Source organism: Crossiella sp. SN42, assembly GCF_023897065.1.
GTDB lineage: Bacteria > Actinomycetota > Actinomycetes > Mycobacteriales > Pseudonocardiaceae > Crossiella.
In genome coordinates this window covers 56,612-77,621 of sequence record NZ_JAMHIV010000005.1, presented here as the reverse complement: position 1 = coordinate 77,621, position 21,010 = coordinate 56,612, and the positions used below count along the sequence as shown (strand labels likewise).

18 protein-coding genes are annotated in these 21,010 nt (G+C 72.7%); 7 read left to right on the top strand and 11 right to left on the bottom strand.

Features of this window, described 5'->3' with window-relative positions; genetic code table 11:
• Positions 1–8: 8 nt before the first annotated feature.
• Together M8C13_RS08015 and M8C13_RS08010 are read right to left on the bottom strand one after the other, a co-directional pair.
• A complete protein-coding gene (locus M8C13_RS08015) occupies positions 9–1,940 on the bottom strand; it encodes an N-acetylmuramoyl-L-alanine amidase (protein WP_252479851.1) in 1,932 nt (643 codons plus the stop codon).
• 50 nt (positions 1,941–1,990) lie between these two features.
• Positions 1,991–2,779: an alpha/beta hydrolase gene (locus M8C13_RS08010; RefSeq protein ID WP_252479850.1), complete on the bottom strand. Its 789-nt coding sequence runs from the start codon at positions 2,777–2,779 to the stop codon at positions 1,991–1,993.
• A 68-nt stretch (positions 2,780–2,847) separates the two neighbouring features.
• On the opposite strand from M8C13_RS08010, the gene M8C13_RS08005 reads away from it, so the two are divergent.
• Positions 2,848–3,906 (top strand): AraC family transcriptional regulator, encoded by a 1,059-nt coding sequence (locus M8C13_RS08005; RefSeq protein ID WP_252479849.1) that lies wholly within the window; start codon positions 2,848–2,850, stop codon positions 3,904–3,906.
• Here M8C13_RS08005 and M8C13_RS08000 read toward each other — a convergent pair.
• Positions 3,851–5,143 (bottom strand): HAMP domain-containing sensor histidine kinase, encoded by a 1,293-nt coding sequence (locus M8C13_RS08000; RefSeq protein WP_252479848.1) that lies wholly within the window; start codon positions 5,141–5,143, stop codon positions 3,851–3,853. The genes M8C13_RS08005 and M8C13_RS08000 overlap by 56 nt on opposite strands.
• A 14-nt stretch (positions 5,144–5,157) precedes the next feature.
• A complete protein-coding gene (locus M8C13_RS07995; protein WP_252479847.1) occupies positions 5,158–5,826 on the bottom strand; it encodes a response regulator transcription factor in 669 nt (222 codons plus the stop codon).
• A gap of 63 nt (positions 5,827–5,889) precedes the next feature.
• On the opposite strand from M8C13_RS07995, the gene M8C13_RS07990 reads away from it, so the two are divergent.
• The gene (locus M8C13_RS07990) at positions 5,890–7,713 is read left to right on the top strand and encodes a glycoside hydrolase (RefSeq protein WP_252479846.1); all 1,824 of its coding nucleotides are present in this window, start codon (positions 5,890–5,892) and stop codon (positions 7,711–7,713) included.
• Here the strand turns inward: M8C13_RS07990 and M8C13_RS07985 are convergent.
• The gene (locus tag M8C13_RS07985; protein WP_252479845.1) at positions 7,705–8,694 is read right to left on the bottom strand and encodes a LacI family DNA-binding transcriptional regulator; all 990 of its coding nucleotides are present in this window, start codon (positions 8,692–8,694) and stop codon (positions 7,705–7,707) included. The genes M8C13_RS07990 and M8C13_RS07985 overlap by 9 nt on opposite strands.
• Positions 8,695–8,903: 209 nt before the next feature.
• Between M8C13_RS07985 and M8C13_RS07980 the strand changes: the two genes are divergently transcribed.
• A complete protein-coding gene (locus M8C13_RS07980; protein WP_252479844.1) occupies positions 8,904–9,989 on the top strand; it encodes an S-(hydroxymethyl)mycothiol dehydrogenase in 1,086 nt (361 codons plus the stop codon).
• On the top strand, positions 9,989–10,618 hold the full coding sequence (locus tag M8C13_RS07975) for an MBL fold metallo-hydrolase (RefSeq protein WP_252479843.1): 630 nt from the start codon (positions 9,989–9,991) through the stop codon (positions 10,616–10,618). Before M8C13_RS07980 ends, M8C13_RS07975 begins: the two co-directional genes overlap by 1 nt.
• A gap of 52 nt (positions 10,619–10,670) precedes the next feature.
• On the opposite strand, the gene M8C13_RS07970 is transcribed toward M8C13_RS07975, so the two are convergent.
• Together M8C13_RS07970 and M8C13_RS07965 are read right to left on the bottom strand one after the other, a co-directional pair.
• On the bottom strand, positions 10,671–12,473 hold the full coding sequence (locus M8C13_RS07970) for a S8 family serine peptidase (protein WP_252479842.1): 1,803 nt from the start codon (positions 12,471–12,473) through the stop codon (positions 10,671–10,673).
• Between the two features lie 104 nt (positions 12,474–12,577).
• On the bottom strand, positions 12,578–13,138 hold the full coding sequence (locus M8C13_RS07965; RefSeq protein WP_252479841.1) for a hypothetical protein: 561 nt from the start codon (positions 13,136–13,138) through the stop codon (positions 12,578–12,580).
• Positions 13,139–13,210: 72 nt separating this feature from the next.
• Here M8C13_RS07965 and M8C13_RS07960 point away from each other — a divergent pair, with 72 nt between their 5' ends.
• Positions 13,211–14,788: a sodium:proton antiporter gene (locus M8C13_RS07960; RefSeq protein ID WP_252479840.1), complete on the top strand. Its 1,578-nt coding sequence runs from the start codon at positions 13,211–13,213 to the stop codon at positions 14,786–14,788.
• Here the strand turns inward: M8C13_RS07960 and M8C13_RS45015 are convergent.
• From M8C13_RS45015 to M8C13_RS45010, 3 genes are all read right to left on the bottom strand, one after another.
• Positions 14,785–16,089, bottom strand: coding sequence for a helix-turn-helix transcriptional regulator (locus tag M8C13_RS45015; RefSeq protein WP_305883930.1), 1,305 nt, complete (start codon positions 16,087–16,089; stop codon positions 14,785–14,787). The two genes, M8C13_RS07960 and M8C13_RS45015, sit on opposite strands and share 4 nt — an antisense overlap.
• A gap of 35 nt (positions 16,090–16,124) precedes the next feature.
• A complete protein-coding gene (locus tag M8C13_RS07950) occupies positions 16,125–16,643 on the bottom strand; it encodes a hypothetical protein (RefSeq protein ID WP_252479839.1) in 519 nt (172 codons plus the stop codon).
• Between the two features lie 293 nt (positions 16,644–16,936).
• On the bottom strand, positions 16,937–18,163 hold the full coding sequence (locus tag M8C13_RS45010; protein ID WP_305883929.1) for a LuxR family transcriptional regulator: 1,227 nt from the start codon (positions 18,161–18,163) through the stop codon (positions 16,937–16,939).
• Between the two features lie 75 nt (positions 18,164–18,238).
• On the opposite strand from M8C13_RS45010, the gene M8C13_RS07940 reads away from it, so the two are divergent.
• A complete protein-coding gene (locus M8C13_RS07940) occupies positions 18,239–18,709 on the top strand; it encodes a DUF4334 domain-containing protein (RefSeq protein ID WP_252479838.1) in 471 nt (156 codons plus the stop codon).
• Complete coding sequence (locus tag M8C13_RS07935; protein WP_252479837.1) at positions 18,709–20,001, top strand: GDSL-type esterase/lipase family protein; 1,293 nt, start codon at positions 18,709–18,711, stop codon at positions 19,999–20,001. The genes M8C13_RS07940 and M8C13_RS07935 overlap by 1 nt, the downstream gene beginning before the upstream one ends.
• On the opposite strand, the gene M8C13_RS07930 is transcribed toward M8C13_RS07935, so the two are convergent.
• On the bottom strand, positions 19,988–20,647 hold the full coding sequence (locus M8C13_RS07930) for a response regulator transcription factor (RefSeq protein WP_252479836.1): 660 nt from the start codon (positions 20,645–20,647) through the stop codon (positions 19,988–19,990). The genes M8C13_RS07935 and M8C13_RS07930 overlap by 14 nt on opposite strands.
• Between the last annotated feature and the right edge of the window lie 363 nt (positions 20,648–21,010).

Below are 21,010 nucleotides of genomic sequence, written 5' to 3'. Positions count from 1 at the left end.
CGCTGGCGCTACCAGCTGGGGCTGACCCGGACGTCCGCCGCCTTGACGAAGAACGCGCGGTGGCCGAAGAACACCTGGTAGTACCGATCCTTGCCGCGCACCACCGTCCGCGGTCCTTCCCAGTTCTGCGCGAAGTAGTAGTCGGTGGGCACCTCGTGCTCGGCGAGCACGTACTTCTCACCCGCGCGCATCGTGTACTGCAACGGCGCGATCGGCTGGTACGGCACCCCGGTGCCCTCGTAGGCGGCTTCCTCGGGGTAGGCCCGGCCGAACACCGGCACCTCGGTCAGGCCGGGGCGCGGGGTGACCACGTACCCGGTGCTGTTGACCGCGGCCGGTTTCGCGCGCGGGTTGTGGAACCAGGCCTTCTGGCCCAGGTACCAGATCGCGGTCCACTCGCCGCGGCGCTCGGCCACCGCGAACCGCTGGCCGGTGTCCACCCGGCCGCCGTGGTCGCTGACGTGCCGGGTGCTGTTGCTGCCGTCCGGCCGCAGCCCGGGATCCTTGACCAGCGGGGCGTCCGCGCTCGGTTCGGTGTGCAGGAACACCGAGGTGGTGCCGCGCACCGGGCAGGGGTCGGCGGGTTTGGCGCTGTCGCAGCCGTACATCACCGGGTGGTTGCTGGCGTAGTCCGGTTTGATGGTCACGATCCCGGCCCACGGTCCGGTGCTGGCGTGGAAGGGCGCGCCGAGCAGGTCGAAGTAGTGCGCCCAGTCCCAGTAGGGGCCCGGGTCCCAGTGCATGCCGCGCACGGTGGCCGGGGTGGTGCCGGGCACGTTGTCGTGGCCCAGGATGTGCGCCCGGTCCAGCGGGATGTCGTACTTCTTGGCCAGGTAGCGGACCAGCCGGGCCGAGGAGCGGTACATCGCCTCGGTGTACCAGGTGCCCTTGGCCGCGAAGCCCTCGTGCTCCAGGCCGATGGAGTGGGTGTTGACGTACCAGTTCCCGGCCTGCCAGGCCACGTCCTCGGCCCGGACGTGTTGGGCCACATGGCCGTCGGCCGAGCGCAGGGTGTACTGCCAGCTCACGTACTTCGGGTTCTGCACCAGCTTCAGCGTGGTGTCGTAGTAGCCCTCGGTGTCGTGCACGATGATGTACTTGATCTTCAGGTCGCGCGGGCGGTCGGCCTGGTCGTGGTTGCCGTAGCTGCCCGGCTTGCTCGGGTCGTAGTGCTCGTACGGCGCGGGAACCCATTCACAGCCCAGGTTCTTCGGGCACTCGGTGGCCTCCGGCTTCGGCGCGCGCAGCCCCAGACCGTCCACTTGGGACACTCGCGGGCTGATGCCGGGATCGGCGGCCAGGCGCACCCGGTGGCCGTCGTCGGTGACCCGCTCGGTCCCGGTGCGCAGCAGCTCGAAGACCTCGTCGGCGAACCGGCGCGCGGTCGCGGTGTCAGTCGCACCGCTGTAGCGCGCCACCGCGCCGTACCAGTCCCCTGGCGCGCTGCCGCCGCCCAGTTCGCGCTGGTACTGGGCGAGCACGGCCGCGCCGCCGCGGATGTTGGCCACCGGGTCCGAGCGCAGCGCCGAGGGCGCGGTCCCGGTCAGCCGGGCGGCCAGGTCGATGGTCTGCAACCCGGCGGGGGAGACGCCTGCCGGTGCGGGCTCGGGCAGTTGGAGCGGGCGGGCGGTGTCCCCGCGCGGGTCCTCGGCGCCGTCCCCGTGGTGGGTGTCCGGGGCGACGCCGAGGCCACGGGCGTCAGTGAGGTGCAGGGGGCCGAAGCCCGCGCCGCGGCTGGGTTCGCCCGCGTTGGCGTCCCAGCGCGAGAGCAGGTAGCCGACGCCGAGCAGCACCGTCGGTGGCACGCCGAACTCGGTGGCGGCGGCCGTGAACGCGTCCTGCCGGTCCGCCGGAGCGGCGGTCGCGGACACCGGGCTGAGCAGTGCGCCGAGCACCGCGAACGCGGCCCCCAGCGCGAGATGACGCCGTACAGCGGACATGTGGACATCTTTCTCAGAGGTCCGCTTGTGTGGCAATAGTCCACAAGGAGCTAAGGGCGTAGCTGGTGGCGGTCCAGCCAGTCGTCGATGGCCTTGAGCGTGCCCGGCAGGTGGGTGCCCGCGTTCATCATGTGGTCCGCGCCGGGGATCTGCACGAAGCTGCCGCGCGCGCCGTACTTGCGCGCGGTCACCCGGCCGATCCTGGGCACCGTGCACTTGTCGAGCTCACCGGCGATGACCAGCACCGGGGCGTCGCTGGCCCGGTAGTCCACCTTCGCCCGGCGCTTGTGGTCCAGGAACCACAGGACCATCTGCCGGTAGACGGTGCCGGACTCCGCGCACAGGCTGTCGTAGAACGGGTCGGAGATCTCCCTGGGGGTGGCGTTGCAGATGTGGCTGTCCCAGACCTTCTTCGACACCGGGTACATCGGCTGACCGGCCAGCCACCGCGGCAGGTACCGGCCCCACAGCGCCATCGGCGCGAGGTCGAAGGTGTGCATCCCCCACGCGGGCGCGGTGCCGAGCAGGATCTGGCCGCGGTGCGGCACCCTGGCCGCGAGCAGCTGGGCCAGCAGCGCGCCGAGGGAGTGCCCGACGATGATCGGCGGCGTCGCCATCCGCCCGACCAGCTCGGCGTAGTCGGCGACGAAGTCGAGCAGCCCGAGCTTGGTCATCCGCTGCGCGTTCGCCCACACGTCGACCTGCCTGGGGTTGCCGTGGTGGCGCGCGGTGGGCCGGTGCACGCGGAAGCCCCTGGCCTGAAGTTCGGTGCCGAACTCGCCCCAGTTCTCGCCGTTGCCCCAGGTGCCGTGGATGAGGATGAGGTCCTGCTTCGCCATGTGCGCACCCTTCCCTGCCGCCGCGCCCCCTTCTTGACATATCGAGACACCCGGCGACACTGGCCATCGTGGACGAGTCGGTGCGCGCAGGGGCCCTCCAGGGCTTCCACGGGCTGGTCCGCGACCTCGGCGGCGACCCGGAACCGCTGGTCAGGCAGAGCGGGCTGGACCCGGAGTCCCTGCGCGACCCGGAGGCCATGGTCTCCCTGCCCGCCGTCGCCCTGCTGCTGGAGCAGGCCGCCCAGCGGCACGCCTGTCCCACCTTCGGCCTGCGGCTGGGCAGCCGCCAGGACCCCGAGGTGCTGGGCCTGCTGGCCGTGGTCATCCAGGACACCGCGACCGTGGCCGAGGCGCTGCGCACGGTCTCCCGGTACCTGTTCGTGCACAGCCCGGCCTACGAGCTCGCCCTGGAGGATCCCAGCCGCCAGCTGCCCGGCTGCCTCACCCTGCGCTTCGACGTCAGCCTGGCCACCGGGGTCCCGCAGCGGCAGTTGCTGGACGGTTTCCTGGCCGCGGCCTTCCGGATGGCGCGGGCGCTGGTGCCGGCCGAGCTGCGGCCGAGGGGTGTCTCGATCCCGCACACCCCGACCGGCCGCCCCGAGGAGTACCGGGACTGCTTCGGCGCCAACGTCTTCTTCGCCCAGCCCTACGCCGGCCTGCACTTCGGCCGCGAGGTCCTGACCGCGAGCATGCGCGGCAGTCAGCCGCGGTTGCGCGAGCGGGCCGCCGCCTACCTCGCCGCGCGCCAGCCTCCGGCCGGGCACGGGGTTTCCGCGCGGGTGCGCGACGTGCTCAAGAGCACCGTGGGCGTCAACCGGGGCACCAAGGCGGAGATCGCCGCGCTGCTCGGCCTGCACCCGCGCACCCTGCAACGGCGGCTCACCGCGGAGGGCGCCGCCTTCGAGGAGATCCGCACTGAGGTCTACCGGGCGGCGACCTGGCGGTTGCTGCGCGAGACCCGGATCCCGTTGAGCCACACCGCCGCTGCGCTCGGCTTCTCCGAGCAGTCGGCGATGAGCCGGTCGGTCCGGCGCTGGTTCGGCACCACCCCCAGCCGGATCCGCGCGCAGGTCAGCGGAAACGCAGGCGCAGCAACGTTCCGCCGTCCTGGGGACGTTCCGCGCTGACGTGCGCGCCGTGCGCCCGCGCCACTTGGCCGACGATGGCCAGCCCCAGCCCCGAACCCGGCAGCGACCGGGCGGCGGGGGAGCGGTAGAACCGCTCGAACACCCGGTCCAGGTCCTCGACCGGAATCCCCGGACCGTGGTCCCGCACGCACAACTCCTTGTCCCGCAAGGAGATCCGCACCACCCCGCCGGGCGGGCTGAACTTGGCCGCGTTGTCCAGCAGGTTGCGCACCGCCCGCGCCAGGCGGCCGGGCTGGCCGGTGATCACGGTCGGGTCCAGGTCCAGCATGAACGCGGTGCGCGGCCAGTGCGTGCCCACCTCGGCGGTGACGTGCTCGACCAGCAGGTCCAGCCGCAGCTCCTCGGTGGGGTCACCGGCTTCCTCGCCGCGGGCCAGGTCGATCAGGTCGGTGACCAGGGTGGTCAGCTTGGTGGCCTGGGTGTGCAGCGCGGCGAGCACGTCACCGCGCTGGCTCTGGGTGAGCTGGTCGGCGCGGCGCAGCAGGTCGACGTTGGCGCGCAGCCCGGTCAGCGGGGTGCGCAGCTCGTGCGAGGCGTCGGCGACCAGTTGTCGTTGCGCGGCAAGGGCTGCGTCCAGTTCGGCGAGCATGGTGTTGAACCCGGCGGAGAGCCTGGCCAGCTCGTCCGCGCCGTCAACCTCGATGCGCGCCTGCGGATCCCGGCTCGCCGCCACCCGCTCGGCCGCCTCGGTCAGCGTGGCCACCGGCCGCAAACCGGTGCGCGCCACCAGGTATCCGGCCGCGGCGGCCACCGCGACGCCGACCAGCCCGGCACCGATGAGCGCCCAGCCGATCCGGGTGAGGCTGTCGTCGGTGCGGTCGGAGCGGACCGCGACCTGCACCGCCACTCCCTCGGCCAGCGGGGAGGTGAGCATCCGCACCGGGTGGCCGCCGATGGTCGCGGCGCTGAAGAAGGCGGTCCGATGGCCCGCGGCGACCGCGCGGGTCTCCTCGGTGACCGGCAGTCCGGCGTCGTCGGTGATGCGCCCGTCCGCGGTCACCTTCTGCGCGCACGCGGGCGCGGTGATGAACTCGCAGGGGCCGGCGGGGATCCAGGCGTCGGGAGCCGCGCGTTTCAGCCGAGTCACCTCCCGCTGTAAACCCAGGTCGGTCGATCGGTGCAGTTCACCCGCGATCAGCAGGTAGGCGGCCACCGCCATTGCCGTGGACGTCAGCGCGACCGCCACCGCGCCGGTGACTGCGATTCTGACGCGCAACGGCCATCGGCGCCTCATGGATCACCCAGTCGATAACCAATACCCCGCACGGTGTGCAGCAACGGGGGCTCGCCGGGGGTCTCCAGCTTGCCGCGCAGGTACCGGATGTACACCGCCAGCGAGTTCGCTGTGGACAGTCCGGGCCCCCACACCCGGTCGATGATCGACTCCCGGGGCAGCGCCCGGCCCGCGTTGCGCGCCAGCACCTCCAGCAGGGCGAACTCGGTGCGGCTCAGCTCGATCCGCCGGTCCCCGCGTCGCACCAGCCTGGCCTCGGTGTCCACGGTGAGGTCCCCGTGCCGCAGGACCGCCGGGTCCTCCGGGTAGGCCCGCCGCAGCAGCGCGCGGACCCTGGCCAGCAGCTCGGCCAGGTCGAAGGGCTTGACCAGGTAGTCATCGGCCCCCGCGTCCAGCCCGGCGACCCGGTCACCGGCCGCGTCCCGCGCGGTCAGCACCAGGATCGGGGTCCGGTCACCGCCCGCCCGCAACCGGCGGCAGACGGTGAGGCCGTCGGTGAAGGGCATCAGCAGGTCCAGCACCACAGCGTCCGGTCGCCAGTCCGCGATCTCGGCCAGGGCCAGCCCGCCGTCGGTCACCGAGCGCACCTCGTGGCCCTCGGAGGTCAGCGCCAGCTCGACCGCCGTGCGCACCGCCTCGTCGTCCTCCGCCACCAGTACCCGCATCGCTCCCGATGGTAGCCAAGGGATTCTCACCCGACTCTCATCTGCACCCGACATGGTGACCGAGTGCGAAGATCACGTGAACGAATGGTGTCCGGCGGACTCACCCTCGCCCTGTTGCTCGCGGCCCTCCCAGCCCATGCGGAACCGGCGAACCTGCTGCGGTTCTCGCTGGCAGGCGGGGCTGTGCGGGTCGATCCGTCCACAATGGAGATCACCGGCGCGGCCCTGGTGTCACGGGGCGCTGACGGGTTGGGCCGGGTGGAGGGCTTGCGGCGCAACGGCGACGGCGTGAGCTGGCAGTACCCCGAGCGGGGCTACCGGGTATGGACCGGGGTGCGGGACGGCCGGTTGCGGGTGACCGTCCACGGTGGATCGGGCCGCCTGCGCTGGCCGGTCACCGGTGCCGACCCGGCCACCAGCCGACTGGTGCTGCCCCGTGGCGAGGGCCTGTCCGTGCCGGTGCGGGACACCTGGTGGGCCGGCCGGCTGGGCAAGGTGGCGCTGACCGACGGGATGACACTGCCGTTCTGGGGCCAGCAGCTGGCCGGGCGCGGGGTGAGCTACCTGGTGTCCACCGACATCGGCACCGAACTCGATGTGTCCACTGTGGACAATCGGTTGCACGCGACCGCCGAACACCGTTTCGACGAACGGACTCCGGAGCTCACCGTCGACATCGGACTCACCGAAGGATCACCGGTGGCCGCCGCCGCGGACTACCGCCGGTTCCTGGCGGCCAAGGGCGGGTTGGGCAGCCTCAAGGAGAAGATCGGGGCCAACCCGGCGGCCGGCAAGCTGCTCGGCGCGCTGCACGCCTACGGCTGGGGCCAGGCCAGGGAGGTCGAGGGCGTGCGCAGGCTGAAGGAGCTTGGCCTGGACCGCCTCTGGCTGGGCTACGACGGCGAGCCGATGAGCAAGGAGGCGATCGCCGCGGCCAAGAAGGCGGGTTTCCTGGCCGGACCCTACGACTCCTGGGACAACGCCCAGGACCCGGCCACCGCGGACAACCCGGGCTCGGTCTGGCCGGGCAACCTGTGGCCGGAGGGCTGCGTGCGCAAGGCCGACGGCAGCTTGCGGACCGGCTTCGGCGGCCGCGGCTGCTACCTCAGCACCGCCGCGCTGAGCAGCGAGGTCTACCGGGACCGGGTCCGCAAGTGGACCGCCAACGGCGCCGAGACCTACTTCCTGGACGTGGACGCCGCGGGCCAGCTCTTCGACGACCACGCACCGGCCCATCCGATGACCCAGGAACAGGACCGCCGCAACCGCCTGGCGCGGATGGCCTACCTCTCCGGCGAACGCGGTCTGGTGCTCGGTTCGGAGACCGCGGCGGGCTGGGCGAACCGGGTGCTGGCCTTCAACCACGGCTCGCTCACCCCGGTCACCGACGCGCTCTGGGCCGAGCAGAAGCGTTGGGGCGCTTGGTATCCGGAGCAAGCCCCGGCGTTCTTCTTCAAGCCGGTGGAGCTCTCCGCCGAGCTGACCCGGTTCATGTTCGACCCGGCGGTGCGGGTCCCGCTGTACCAGACCGTGCTGCACGACTCGCTGATCGCCACCGACCGCTGGGAGCTGCCGCTGTCCAAGCTGCCCGCACTGGCCAAGGACCGCATCCTGCTCGCGCTGCTGTACAACACCCCGCCGAACCTGGTGCTGGACAAGGGCGAGCTGGACCGGCACGGCGAGCGGATCGCCGAGCTGCACCGGGCGTTCGCGCCGCTGCACAAGCTCGCCGGCGCGGCGGCGATGACCGGGTTCAGGTGGGTGAACGGCGATCCGCTGGTGCAGGAGACCGAGTTCGACAACGGGTTGCTGCGGGTGCGGGCGGACTTCCGTTCCGGCTGCGTGCGGACCAACGTGTCAGCCGAGTACTGCCCCGCGTCATGGTGACCGGAGCGAACTGCCGCGCACGATGACCTCGGCGTCCAGGGTCACCGTGCTCGGTAGCCGGGCCGGGTTGGCGATCCGGGCCAGCAGCAGCTGGGTGGCCTGCACGCCGATCTGGTAGGCGGGCTGGGTGACCACGCTCAGCTGCGGTTCCAGCAGCGTGGTCCACGGCGCGTCGTCGAAGGAGACCAGCCCCAGGTCCGACCCGGCCCGCAGTCCCAGCTCGCGCATCGCGGCCAGCACGCCGACCGCCATCGCGCTGTTGCCCACCAGCAGCGCGTCCGGCCGGTCCGGCCCGCCGAGCAGTTCGGTCGCGGCGACCTGCGCGCCCGCGGCCCGGTACTCGGCCCGCCACAGCAGTTCGGGCCGCCCGGTCGCGGCGAGTGCGTCCCGGTAGCCCGCGGCGCGGTCGTCGGCGGTGGGCACCCCGGCCGGGCCGGTCAGGCAGGCCACCCGCCGGTACCCCTGCTCGAGGAGGTGCTCGGTGGCCTGCCTGGCGCCCTGCCTGCTGTGCACCAGCACCATGTCGCAGGGCCGGTCCGGCACCCTGCGGTCCACCGCGACCACCGGCGTGCCGCTGTCGAAGAGCGGGTCCAGGCCGCCGGGCAGGCCCGAGGGCGAGACGATCACGCCCGCGGCCCGCTCGCTCAGCGCCACCTCGACGTAGCGCCGCTCCTTGTCCGCGTTCTCATCGGAGTTGCACAGGACCACCTGGTAACCACCGGCCTGCGCGGTGTCCTCGACCCCGCGGGCGATGGCGGTGAAGAACGGGTTCTCCACGTCTGAGATGATCAAGGCGAGCACCGCGGTCTCCTGCCGGCGCAGGTTGCGGGCCAGCCCGTTCGGCCGGTACCCGAGCTCCTTCGCCGCCGCCCGCACCCGGCTCACCAGCTCCGGGTCCACGGTGGACTTGCCGTTCAACGCCCGCGAGACCGTCGCGGTGGACACCCCTGCCCGTGCGGCTACATCACTGATCGTCGCCAACTTGTCTGACCCCTTGCTGCGCGCTGTCCCCGCGGACACCTTATTGACCCTGCCGCAAATTAAGAAAGAATCTTGGCGAAATCGTTTGCCTGCACGTTGCGCTTTCCTCCGGTCGGGCATTGATCCACTCGGTTGACGACACCGTCCCAGGCGTGGCGAATGATGCGCATGTCTGCAACCGTGGCCGGGGACAGCGAGAGGAGAGCACCGTGGCTCAAGAGGTCCGTGGCGTCATCGCCAGGAGCAAGAACGCGCCCGTCGAGCTGGTGACGATCGTGGTACCGGACCCCGGGCCCGGCGAGGCGGTGGTCAAGGTGCAGGCCTGCGGGGTCTGCCACACCGACCTGCACTACCGCCAGGGCGGCATCAACGACGAGTTCCCGTTCCTGCTCGGCCACGAGGCCGCGGGCGTGGTGGAGGCGGTCGGCGAGGGCGTCACCGAGGTCGAGCCCGGTGACTTCGTGGTGCTGAACTGGCGCGCGGTCTGCGGCCAGTGCCGCGCCTGTCGCCGGGGCAGGCCCTGGTACTGCTTCAACACGCACAACGCGGCCCAGCCGATGACGCTGACCGACGGCACCCCGCTGACCCCGGCGCTGGGCATCGGCGCGTTCGCGGACAAGACCCTGGTCGCCGCGGGCCAGTGCACCAAGGTCGACCCGGAGGCGCGCGCGGCCGCGGTCGGGCTGCTCGGCTGCGGGGTGATGGCCGGCATCGGCGCGGCGATCAACACCGGCGGGGTCGGTCGCGGCGACTCGGTGGCGGTGATCGGCTGCGGCGGGGTCGGCGACGGCGCGATCGCCGGATCGGCGCTGGCCGGCGCGCACACCATCATCGCGGTGGACGTGGACCCGGGGAAGCTGGAGGTGGCCAAGGGCTTCGGCGCCACCCACGTGGTCAACGCGCGGGAGACCGACCCGGTCAAGGCGATCCAGGACCTCACCGGCGGCAACGGCGCGGACGTGGTGATCGACGCGGTCGGTCGCCCGGAGACCTGGAAGCAGGCCTTCTACGCCCGCGACCTGGCGGGCACCGTGGTGCTGGTCGGCGTGCCCACCCCGGAGATGACCATCGAGATGCCGCTGATCGACTTCTTCTCCCGCGGCGGCGCGCTCAAGTCCTCCTGGTACGGCGACTGCCTGCCCAGCCGGGACTTCCCGATGCTGGTCGAGCTGTACCGGCAGGGCCGCCTGGACCTGGACGCCTTCGTCTCCGAGGAGATCCCGCTGGACGGGGTGGAGGGCGCGTTCGAGAAGATGCACACCGGCGGCGTGCTGCGCTCGGTGGTGGTCTTCTGATGGGCGTCCGGATCGACCACGCGGTCACCTCCGGCACGTTCAGCCTGGACGGGCAGACCTTCGAGGTGGACAACAACGTCTGGGTGCTCGGCGATGAGGCGGAGTGCGTGGTCTTCGACGCCCCGCACGACGTGGCCGCGATCCGGCGGGTCATCGGTGACCGGCGGGTGGCCGCGATCCTGGCCACGCACGCCCACGACGACCACATCCGGTTCGCCCCCGAGCTGGCCGAGGCCACCGGCGCGCCGATCCTGCTGCACCCCGACGACCTGCCGGTGTGGAAGCTGACCCACCCGGACCGGGAACCGGACGACCTGCTGCGGGACGGCCAGGTGATCGAGGTGGCCGGCACCGCGGTGCACGTGCTGCACACCCCCGGCCACGCGCCGGGCGCCTGCTGCTTCCACGTGCCCGAGCTGGACGTGGTGTTCACCGGCGACACCCTGTTCCAGGGCGGTCCCGGCGCCACCGGGCGTTCCTTCAGCAGCTTCGACACCATCATCGCCTCGATCAGGGACCGGTTGCTGACCCTGCCGCTGAACACCACCGTGCACACCGGCCACGGCGGCAGCACCACGATCAGGGCCGAGGCGCCGAACCTGCAGGAGTGGATCACCCGAGGGCACTGACAAGTCCGGCGAGGGCTCCTGTGTGGCGGCGCGGAGCCCTCGCCGGATCCGGTCAGCGGGTGACGTTCAAGGTGAACTCGCCGCTGCCGGTCTTGTCACCGCCGGTCGCGGTGATGCTGATCTTGTAGCTACCGGGTGCGGTGTTGAAGCCGACCCAGATGAACGCGGTCGAGGTGCCGCCGTCGGAGACCTGCGCCGGGGAGAAGTGCACGCTGGTGCCCGAGGGCGCGCCACTGGCGGACAGCGTCGCGCCGCCGCCGGTCACGCTGATCCTGGTCTGCAGGAAGCCACCCGGCCGCGCGCTGCCCGAGGCGGGGGACAGCGAGACGGCCAGCGGGGAGCCGCCCGGCTTGCCCACGGTCAGCGACACGGCCGCGGTGCGGGTGGCCGACTTCGACTTGCCGGAGACCGTGACCTGGTAGCTGCCCTGCGGCGTGCCGGTGGTGGTCGCGATGGTCAGCTTGGCGCTCTCACCCGCGGTCACCGAGGCGGGGGAGAAGGTCGCGGTCGCGCCCGAGGGCAGGCCGCCGGCGGTCAGTTCCACCGGCTCGGCCTGGCCCTTGACCACCTTGGTCGTCACCGTCGCCTCGGCCGAACCGCCCGGCTCGGCCACGGTCACCGAGGCCGGGTCCACCGCCACCGAGAAGTCGTTGGTGACCGGGGTGCCGCCGATGAAACCGCTGTACAGCAACCGGTTCGGCGAGCCCTGCTTGATGTCGCCGAGCTTGTCCGGGGTGGAGTTGTTCACCAGCGCGTCGCGCACCTGCTGGTTGGTCGCCGAGGGGTTCTCGTTGAGGTACAGCGCGGCCACGCCGGCCACGTGCGGGGCGGCCATCGAGGTGCCGCTCATCGACTTGGTGCCGGTGTCGCTGGTGTGCCCCGCCGAGACGGTGTCCGTGCCCGGCGCCCAGATGTCCAGGCAGGAGCCCCAGTTGGAGGAGGCGTTGAACTGCGGCCAGTCCGCCCGCTTGTCACTGGACATGGTCGCGCCCACGGTCACCGCCTCGGCCACCCGCGCCGGGGTGAACCCGCAGGCGTCCTGACCGGAGTTGCCCGCGGCCAGCACGAAGGTCACGCCGGAGCTGATGGCCTTGCGCACGGCGTCTTCCAGGGCCTGGTTGGACCCGTTGCCGCCCAGGCTCATGTTGGCCACCGCGGGCTTCTTCGCGTTCTTGGCCACCCAGTCGATGCCGGCGATGATCTGCGACCACTGCCCGGTGGCCTGGCAGTTCAGCACCCGCACGCCGACCAGGTTGACCTTCTTGGCCAGGCCGTACCGGCTGCCGCCGACCGTGCCCGCCACGTGCGTGCCGTGCCCGTGGCAGTCCGCGGCGTCGGCGTCGTTGTCGATGAAGTCGTAGCCGCTCCTGGCCCGGCCGCCGAACTCCTGGTGCGAGTTGCGGATGCCGGTGTCCAGCACGTACGCGGTGACCGCGCTGCCGTCGTTGGCGTAGCTGTACTTCTTGTCCAGCGGCAGGTCCCGCTGGTCGGTGCGGTCCAGGCCCCACTCCGGGTCGTTCTGGGTGTCGGTGGCCCGCGCGAACCCGTCCTGGGTCACGTAGTCCACCCTGGGGTCCGCGGCCAGCCGCCTGGCCTGGTTCTCGCTCATGCTCGCGGCGAAGCCGTGCAGGGCCGCGCCGTAGCTGGCGGTGACCCGCCCGCCGTACTGGCCGGTCAGCGCGTCGGCCGCGGCCGGACCGTCCTTGAGCACCACGATGTAGCTGCCCGCCACCGCATCCGGCGTGGCGCGGATCGTGCCCTCGGCCGGTGCGGCCGTGGCTGGCGCGGCGGCCGCGCCCAGCGCGAGTAACGCGCCGAGCGCGGTCAGGACCGCCGCCCGATTTCCTTGTCGCATCGTGACTCCTTCGCAGGGGGTGTTGCGGAAGTCACGATCAGCCAGCGGTGTGAGCCGGACAATCAGGGCGGGGATCCGTAGGGGTACCTATCTATTGCCCCGGTCTATGGCACTGGCCAGCGGCGGACCACCGGGGCGGCCGGGTCGTCGTAGCCGAGCAGCACATCGGCGGTCTCCACCGGCCGGGCGGCCTCGCGGTAGAGCTGCTGGCCCGGCAGGTAGCGGTGGGTGTAGCGCTGGAGGACCTGCTCGGGCGAGCCGAACAGCGCCACGTCGCGGGCCAGCGCCCTGCGCAGGGTCTCCGCCGGGGACACCTCCAGGTAGATGGTCAGGTCCCAGCAGTCGCGCAGGTCCTCGACCAGCAGGAACACCCCCTCGGTCAGCAGGGTTTCGCCGGGCGGCAAGGGTTCCAGCACCCGGCGGCGCAGCGCGGGGAAGTCGAAGCAGTCCGCCAGATAGCCCTCAGGGGAGAGCGGACCGCGCCGGTGCCGCACCCGCTCCGGCCGGTGGAAGTCGTCGATGCTCAACCGGCGCAACGGGATCCGGTCGGCCAGTTCGGCGGCCAGGGTGGTCTTGCCCGCGGCGTCCGGTCCGGTGAGCGCGACCCGGCGCCGCCCGGCGACCAGCCCGGCCAGCCGGTCCAGCAGTTCCGATCGGGTGATCACCGGCCCAGCGTAGCCAGCGGGGTCCGGCCTGCTCGGTTACCGTGCGGCTCACCGAGGCGGTGGAGGTGGGCGGTGCAGCTGCTGCTGGTGGTCGTGGGCGCGATCGGGATCACCGCGCTGGCCAGTCGCAAGGGCCTGCAACCCGCGCTGGTCGTGGTGGTGATCGCGGCCGCGGTCTCCTTCATCCCCGGCCTGCCGCGGTTCGAGCTGGCGCCGGAGCTGATCCTGACCGTGGTGCTGCCGCCGCTGCTGTACTCCGCGGCGCTGGACTTCTCCTTCGTCAGCCTGGCCCGCAACCTGCGCGCGATCCTGTTCCTCGGCGTGGGCATGGTGCTGGTCTCCGCCGCGGTCACCGGACTGGTCGCGGCCTGGGCGGTGCCCGGCCTGGCGCTGGTGCCCGCCCTGCTGCTGGGCGCGGTGGTGGCCCCGCCGGATGCGGTGGCCGCGCTGGCGGTGGGCCGGAAACTGGGGCTGCCCAAGCGGTTGATGGCCATCCTGACCGGGGAGAGCCTGGTCAACGACGCGGCCGCGCTGACCCTGTTCACCCTCGCGGTGGCCGCGGCCACCGGCAAGGACACCCTGTTCGGCAACCCGTTCCTGCTCTTCGGCTACGGCGTGCTGGCCGGTGTCCTCATTGGACTGGCCCTGGCCTTGGTGGTGCACGGGATCCGGTCCCGGCTGCGGGACAGCGGGCTGGAGACCGCGCTCGGGCTGATCGTGCCCTTCGCCGCCTACCTGCTGGCCGAGGAGGTGCACGCGTCTGGGGTGCTGGCGGTGGTCGCGGCCGGGATCACCTTGGGGCACAACGACGCCCGCGCCTCCTTCGCCACCCGGTTGCAGGGCAGGCAGGTCTGGCACAGCCTGGACGTGCTGCTGGAGGCCTTCGTCTTCGCCTACATGGGTTTGCAGTGCAAGTTCGTCTTCGCCGGGCTCGCCGCGACCGGGATCTCCTGGCCCGCCTTCGTCCTCGGCGCGACGGCGGTGCTCGGCACGGTGCTGCTGGTGCGCCCGGCCTGGGTCTTCCTCACCTACGGCCGTGGCCTGCTCCGCGGGCGACTGACCGTAGGCCTGCCGCGCGGGCGACGCCGCCTGGTCCGGGAACGGTTGCCGTGGCAGTACATGGCGGTGATCTCCTGGACCGGTATGCGTGGCGTGGTCACCATGGCCGCCGCGGCGGGGGTGCCGGCCACCGTGCCCGGCCGGGATCTGATCCAGGCGCTGGCGTTCGTGGTCGCGGTCGGCACGCTGCTGATCCAGGGCCCCACGCTGCCGCCGCTGATCCGCTGGCTGCGCCTGGAAGCCCCGGAGGAACAGCGGCGCGCGGAACTGGGCGCGGCCAAGGCCAGGGAGGTCACCAGGGCCGCGGCCAAACAGGCCCTGAGCACCCCGCCGGAGGGCGCCGACCCGGAGGCGTTCGCGCGGTTGCGGGAGCGGTTCACCACCGCGCTGGCGGCCAGCAAGGAGTCCGACGAGACCCGGATGTCCCCGGCCGAACGCGGCCTGCTGCTCACTGTGCGGCAGCAGCTGCTGGCCGCGCAGCGGACCGCGCTGGTGCGGGCGCGCAAGGCGGGGGAACTGCCCGATGACATCGTGCGCGGCGAGCTGGAACGCCTTGACCTGGAAGAGGCCGCGGCGCAGGCGGCACGTTAGCCGCGGATCAACCCGGACCGCCCGGACACCCCGAGCTTGCGGTAGACCTGGGACAGGTGCAGCTCCACGGTGCGCACCACCACGCCGAGCCGGGCCGCGATCTCCTTGTTGCTCAGCCCGGCCCGCACCAGCGCGGCGATCCGGCCCTCCTGACTGGTCAACGGCGGCGGCGCGGCGCGCGCGGCCCAGCGGGTGTTGCCGATCATCGCCGCGGCCTCCCGCGCGGCGGCGAAGGCCTCCTCGGCGGCCAGCTGCTGCCCACGCGCGGCCAGCAGCAGCCCCAGGTCGTGCCGCACCTGCACGAGCTCCGCGCCGTGCACCAGGGCCGCGGCCTCGGTGAGCTGCGCGGCGGAGTCCCAGCCCGCCGCGTGCAGCGCCCGCCCGATCGGCCGCGGCGCGCCCCAGCGGCGGGCCGCCACCAGCTCGGCCCTGGCCAGCGAGGCAGCCAGCGGGCCGCGTTGCAGCGCGTGCGCGCACAGCGCGGCCTGGGACCGCCAGGGCAGCACCGCAGGATTGGCCACCGCCCAGCCGTCCAGCTCCCGGCCACAGGCCAGGAAGTCCTGATAGCCCAACAGGAACTGGCCCTCCGCCCGGTGCAGCGCACCCCTGGCGGCGAGCAGTTCGGCCCGGTCGGGCGTGGTGTCCAGCGCGCCGTCCAGGTCGTGCTCGCGGAAGTGGTCGCGGGCCCGGCCCAGCTCGCCGAGGTCGACCAGCGCGGCGGCCAGCCAGGCCACGCTCAGCCCGGCGAACTGCGGGTAGACCCCGCGCGCCAGCAGCGATTCCAGCTCCTCGGCCGCCTGCCGAGGTTGCCCGGCCCAGGTGGCCAGCCGGGCCCGCACCAGGGTCAGCGCGTCCCGCTGTCGCGCCGACCGCGCCCAGCCCTCGGTGGCCGCGGCCCGCGCGCAGTGCGCCCGTGCGGAGGTCAGCTCACCGGCATAGGCCAGCGCCATCACCGAGTACCAGAAGCAACCGGCCTCGGTCCAGGCCGCCGAGTCCAGCACCCGCTCGGCCAGCTCGACGCTGCCTGCCCGGTCCACGCCGCGGTTGGTCAGCAGGATGGCCCGCATGGCCAGCTCACGTTCCGGTGGCACCGGATCCGGCCGGTCCGGGCAGCGCGCCGCGCCCGGCCGGGGCCCACCGGCCACATAGGACAGTCCGGCCAGCGCGGGGCCGGTGGTCGAGGGCACGCCGACGGCCCGGCCGAGGACCTCGGCCACCACGCGGTCCGCCTCGGCCCACCGGCCGCCCTCCACCAGGCGCAGCCGGAGCGCTCGCGCGGACTCGACCCATTCCTCCAGCATGGTCCGATGATCCTCACACGGGGTGCCGGGCCTGCTCAAGACCGGTGGCCGACGGAAACCGGCGCGCTGAGCGCGGTGTGCACCCGGTAGCCGTCGGTCACCGGCTCGCGCCAGCCGGACAGGCCGAGGAAGCCCCGGCCGTCCTCCCGGAAGTAGAGCTCACCGGCCACCGCCTTCGGCCGCGCGGGCAACGCGTCCAGCCAGTCCCTGGCCTGGCCCAGGTTGCCCAGGCGGGTGAGGCCGAAGAACCCAGGGGCAGCTGACCGGGAGCCGACCCGGCCCAGTCGGTGGTAGGTGCGCGGCCCGGAGGAGTAGCCGGGCGGCCCGTCCAGGCCCCACAGCGACCAGGGCTCGGCGTCGGTGGCCCACTGGCTCCAGGTCAGCACCGAGGCACCGTCCAGACTGGGCAGACAGGCCACCCCGAGCAGGTCCGCAGGCCACTGCTGCCGCCGCCACCGGCTGACCCAGGCGGCCACCGCGGCACGCTGCCAGTCGCCGCCGGTGTGCGCCAGCTCGACCTGCACGGACTTGGCGCCGATGTCGTAGATGATCATCACTAGCTCCCGTCAGCTGACGTACGGGCGAACGGTCCGGGCCTCGCGCAACGCCAGCGCCCACCACACCGACTCATCCAGCAGGGTCACCAGGGCGATCGCCCCGCCATCCTGCGCGCGCACCCCGCCGCCCAGTCGGCGACCTTCCTGCTGCGGCAACCGGCGCGGGCGCTGCCCACCAGCACGGCCACCCGGATGAGGTCGGGGATCATGGCCACAGTTACCCAGAGCGGCCCTGGCTCAAATGTCATACATGTGACCTGGGTCACAATAACCCTTCGGTCCGACCGCAACTACCGCAGCGCGGTGCGCAGTCCGTCCCGCCCGGCGATGCCGAGCTTGCGGTAGGCGCTGGACAGCCGCAGCTCCACCGTGCGCACCGACACCGCCAGCTGCTCCGCGATCTCCCGGTTGCCGTGCCCGGCCCGCGCCAGCCTGGCCACCTGCTCTTCCTTGCCGGTCAAGGCTTCCACCGGCCCGCCGAGCCCGTGCAGGGCCAGTTCGGCGGCCCGCTGCCCCCGCGGATCGCCCACCCGCTCGGCCAGCGTCCGCGCCGCGCTCAAACTGCTCCGCGCCGCTGACAACTCCTTGCGCGCGGCCAGCCGAACCCCCAGCTGGTAACGCACCAGGCTCAACTCCCGCCGGGCCTGCGCCACCTCCAGCAGATCGGCCGCCTCGCTCAGCTGCTCGACCTCGTCCCCGCCGCGCACCACCGCCACCGTGGCCAGCGCCGCGCCCAGCACCCTCGGCTCACCCCACCGCTGCGCCGCGGCCAGCTCCTGCTCGGCGAGGTCAACGGCCAGGTCCTCACGCCGAACCGTCATCGCGGCCAGCGCCGCCCGCCCGCGCCAGGGTGCGATCGCCGGGTTCGCCACCCGCTGCGCCAGGAAACCCCGCCCGCTGGCCAGGTGGTCCCGCAATCCGGCCTGCGCCTGCCCGGCCGCCACCCGCACCACGCCGCGCGCGGCCAGCAGCATCGGCCGGCACGGCGCCCGCCACTGCACCGCCGTGTCGAAGTCGTGCCGGGCCAGCAACGCCGCTGCCTGGTCCACCGCGTCCAGGCCCACCAGCACCTCGGCCAGCCACCCCGCCGCCACCAGCCGCACCGGTCGCGGCGCAGGCACCGTGAGCAGCTCCTCCAGCGCCGCCCGCGCCCCGGCCAGGTCCCCGCGCTGCACCGCGATCCGGGCCCGCACCCGCAGCATCATGGCCAGCCGGTGCTCGGCCCCGGCCAGCTGCGGGTCGACCTCCTCGACCAGCCGCGCGCAGTGCGCGTCCGCCGCGGTCAGCTCACCGGCCGCGGTCAGGGTGACCAGCGCCCGCCACACGCAGATCGGGTCGTCCCGGCACGGCGGCCGGCTCAACGCGACCTCGGCGAAACGCACCGAGTCGGCCCAGTTCCGCCCCTGCACCATCAGCGAGGTCGCCCGCAACGCGGCGCAGTCCTGGTCCGTGTCCATGGCCGGCCACGGCGTGCCACTGGCCAGCTCCCGTGACCGGGCCCCGGACTCCGCGTGCATTCCGCATGATATTCACACCGGGACGCCGAAGTGGTCGAATGGCAGGGCCGGGAACCCACCAGTGGAGAGGTCGTCATGACGGACGTCGAGCAGGCGCGGGCCAGGTTTCAGGAGCTTCGCGAGCGCAAGCACCAGGTCACCCCCGCGGAGCTGGACGAGCTCTGGGCCCAGCTCCCGCCGGTGCCCGCCGAGGAGATCCTGGGCCGCTGGCAGGGCGATGAGTTCAGCACCGGCCACCCGCTCAACGGCCAGCTCGCCGCCGCCCGCTGGTACGGCAAGGAGTTCCACTCCCTGACCGACGCCAAGCCCCTGCTCTGCCGGGACGAGCAGGGCGAGCTGTACTCCAACGTCGAGGCGGGCCAGGGCGAGGCCAGCCTGTGGAACATCGAGTTCCGCGGCGAGGTCACCGCCACCATGGTCTACGACGGCCAGCCCATCTTCGACCACTTCAAGCGGGTGGACGAGCGCACCCTGCTGGGCATCATGAACGGCAAACACACCCAGCCCACCGGCGAGCACTTCTACTTCTTCCTGGAACGCGCCTGATGCGCGGCCACCGCACCCGCACCCTGACCACCGCCGCCTGCCTGACCACCGCCGCCTGCCTGACCACCGCCGCCTGCCTGATCACCACAGCCTGCCTGCTCGCCGCTCACTCCCTCGCCGCCCCGCCCAGCGCCGTCGCGGAGCCTGCTGGTGGCCGGTGGCTCACCTCCTGGGCCCAGTCCCAGCAATCCCTGGCCCCGCAGACGCTGGACAACCAGTCCATCCGCATGATCACCCACCTCAGCCAGGGCGGCCCGGCCCTGCGTGTCCGCCTGCAGAACGAGTACGGCACCACCCCGCTCACCATCGACGCCGCCGCGGCCGGTATCAGCGCGGGCCAAGGCGCGGTCGTTCCCGGCACCTCCCGCCTCCTCCGCTTCCACGGCCGCCCCGCCGTCACCGTGCCCATCGGCGGCGAGGTCTGGAGCGACCCGGTCCCGCTGCCCACCCGCGCCCAGGACGACCTCGCCGTCAGCCTGCACCTGCGCGGCCAGTCCCGCCCCAGCGCCCACCAGGCCGCCCTGCGCGAGAACTACCTCACCCCAGCCGGTTCCGGCGACCGCGTGCACGACCCGGCCCCGTACCCCCTCAAGACCGGCTCGACCTACCTGGTCAGCGCCGTGGACGTGCGCACGACCCAAGCCGGCGGAACCGTGGTCGCCTACGGCAGTTCGGTCGTCGACGGCCACGGCAGCACCAGTTGCGGCCCCGGCTGCACCGCCGTCAACCGCCGCTGGACCGACGACCTGGCCCGCCGCGCCAACGAACTCCCCAGCCCGCAACGCTTCGCCGTGGCCAACGCCGGCATCGGCGGCACCACCAGCGCCGCCACCTGCCCGCTCACCCCACCCCCGGTAGCGGACCTGCACGGCCTGGCCCGCCTGGACCGCGATGTGCTGTCCCTGCACGGAGTCACCGCGGTGATCTACTACTACGGCACCAACGACCTGGCCTTCGGCTGCCGCGCCCCAGCCATCCTGGACAGCTACCGCGCGGTCTTCGCCCGCCTGCGCGCGGCCGACATCAAGATCCACGCCGTGCCAATCACCCCGCGCCCCGGTTATACGGCCCAGCAGAACCGGGACCGCGCCGAGATCAACGCCTTCGTCCGCACCGGCGGCAACTGCGCGGGCGCCTGCGACAGCGTCCTGGACTTCGACCAGGTCCTCCGCGACCCGACCAATCCCAACACCATCCGCGCCGGCTACGACAGCGGCGACGGCATCCACGCCAACCAGGCCGGCCACGCCGCCATGGCCAACGCCGTCCCCCTCCCACTCACCGCGGACTGACCAGCCCGGTCTCATACGCCACGATCACCAACTGCGCCCGGTCCCTGGCATGCAGCTTGCTCAGCAACCGCCCGATGTGCGTCTTCACCGTGGCCACACTCAACCGCAAGCTCTGGCTCAGCTCCACATTGGACAGTCCGCGCGCGATCAGCACCAGCACCTCACGTTCCCGCTCGGTCAGCCCATCCAACTCGCGGGCCGGTGACTGCGCGGGCTCAGGCCGCCGCGCGAACTCCGCGATCAACCGCCGCGTCACACTAGGCGACAACAACGCCTGCCCCTCCGCCACCACCATGATCGCCTGCAACAACTCCGCAGGCGGCGTGTCCTTGAGCAGGAACCCACTGGCCCCGGCCCGCAACGCCGCGTACACGTAGGAGTCCAGGTCAAAGGTGGTCAGGATCAACACCCGCGGCCCCGGCTCCGCCCCCGAACACAACACCCTGGTCGCCTCAATGCCGTCCATCTCCGGCATCCGGACATCCATCAGCACCACATCGGGCTTCTCCCGGCGAGCCAACTCGACTGCCGCCACCCCATCAGCAGCCTCCCCCACCACGGTCAACCCGGGCGCGGACCCAACCAGTAAAGCGAAACTACCGCGCACCAACGTCTGGTCATCCGCGATCAACACCCGAACCGTCACCGCTCACCCCCAGCCCCACACCGGCGACCCGAGACCCCCTGTGAGCACCGCCGCCAGCCCCCGCCACGATCATCGAGCACACGCCGATCCGGGTACGCGCTCCTGTCACCAGACCCGCCCCCCAACGCCGCGCGCCTCCGTCGCCGAGTCGCAACCCCGCCGCCAAGCCCAGCCCCGCCAACGAGCCCGCCCCGAACCTCGTTCGCCGCGCGCACTCCGAACGCCAAACCCAGCCCCAACCCCAACCCTGCCCCCACCACCGCGGCCGCCCCCACCACCGCGGCCGCCCCCACCACCGGGACCGCCTTCACCACCGGGGCCGCCTTCGCCACCGGGGCCGCCCCCATCATCGGGCCACCTTCC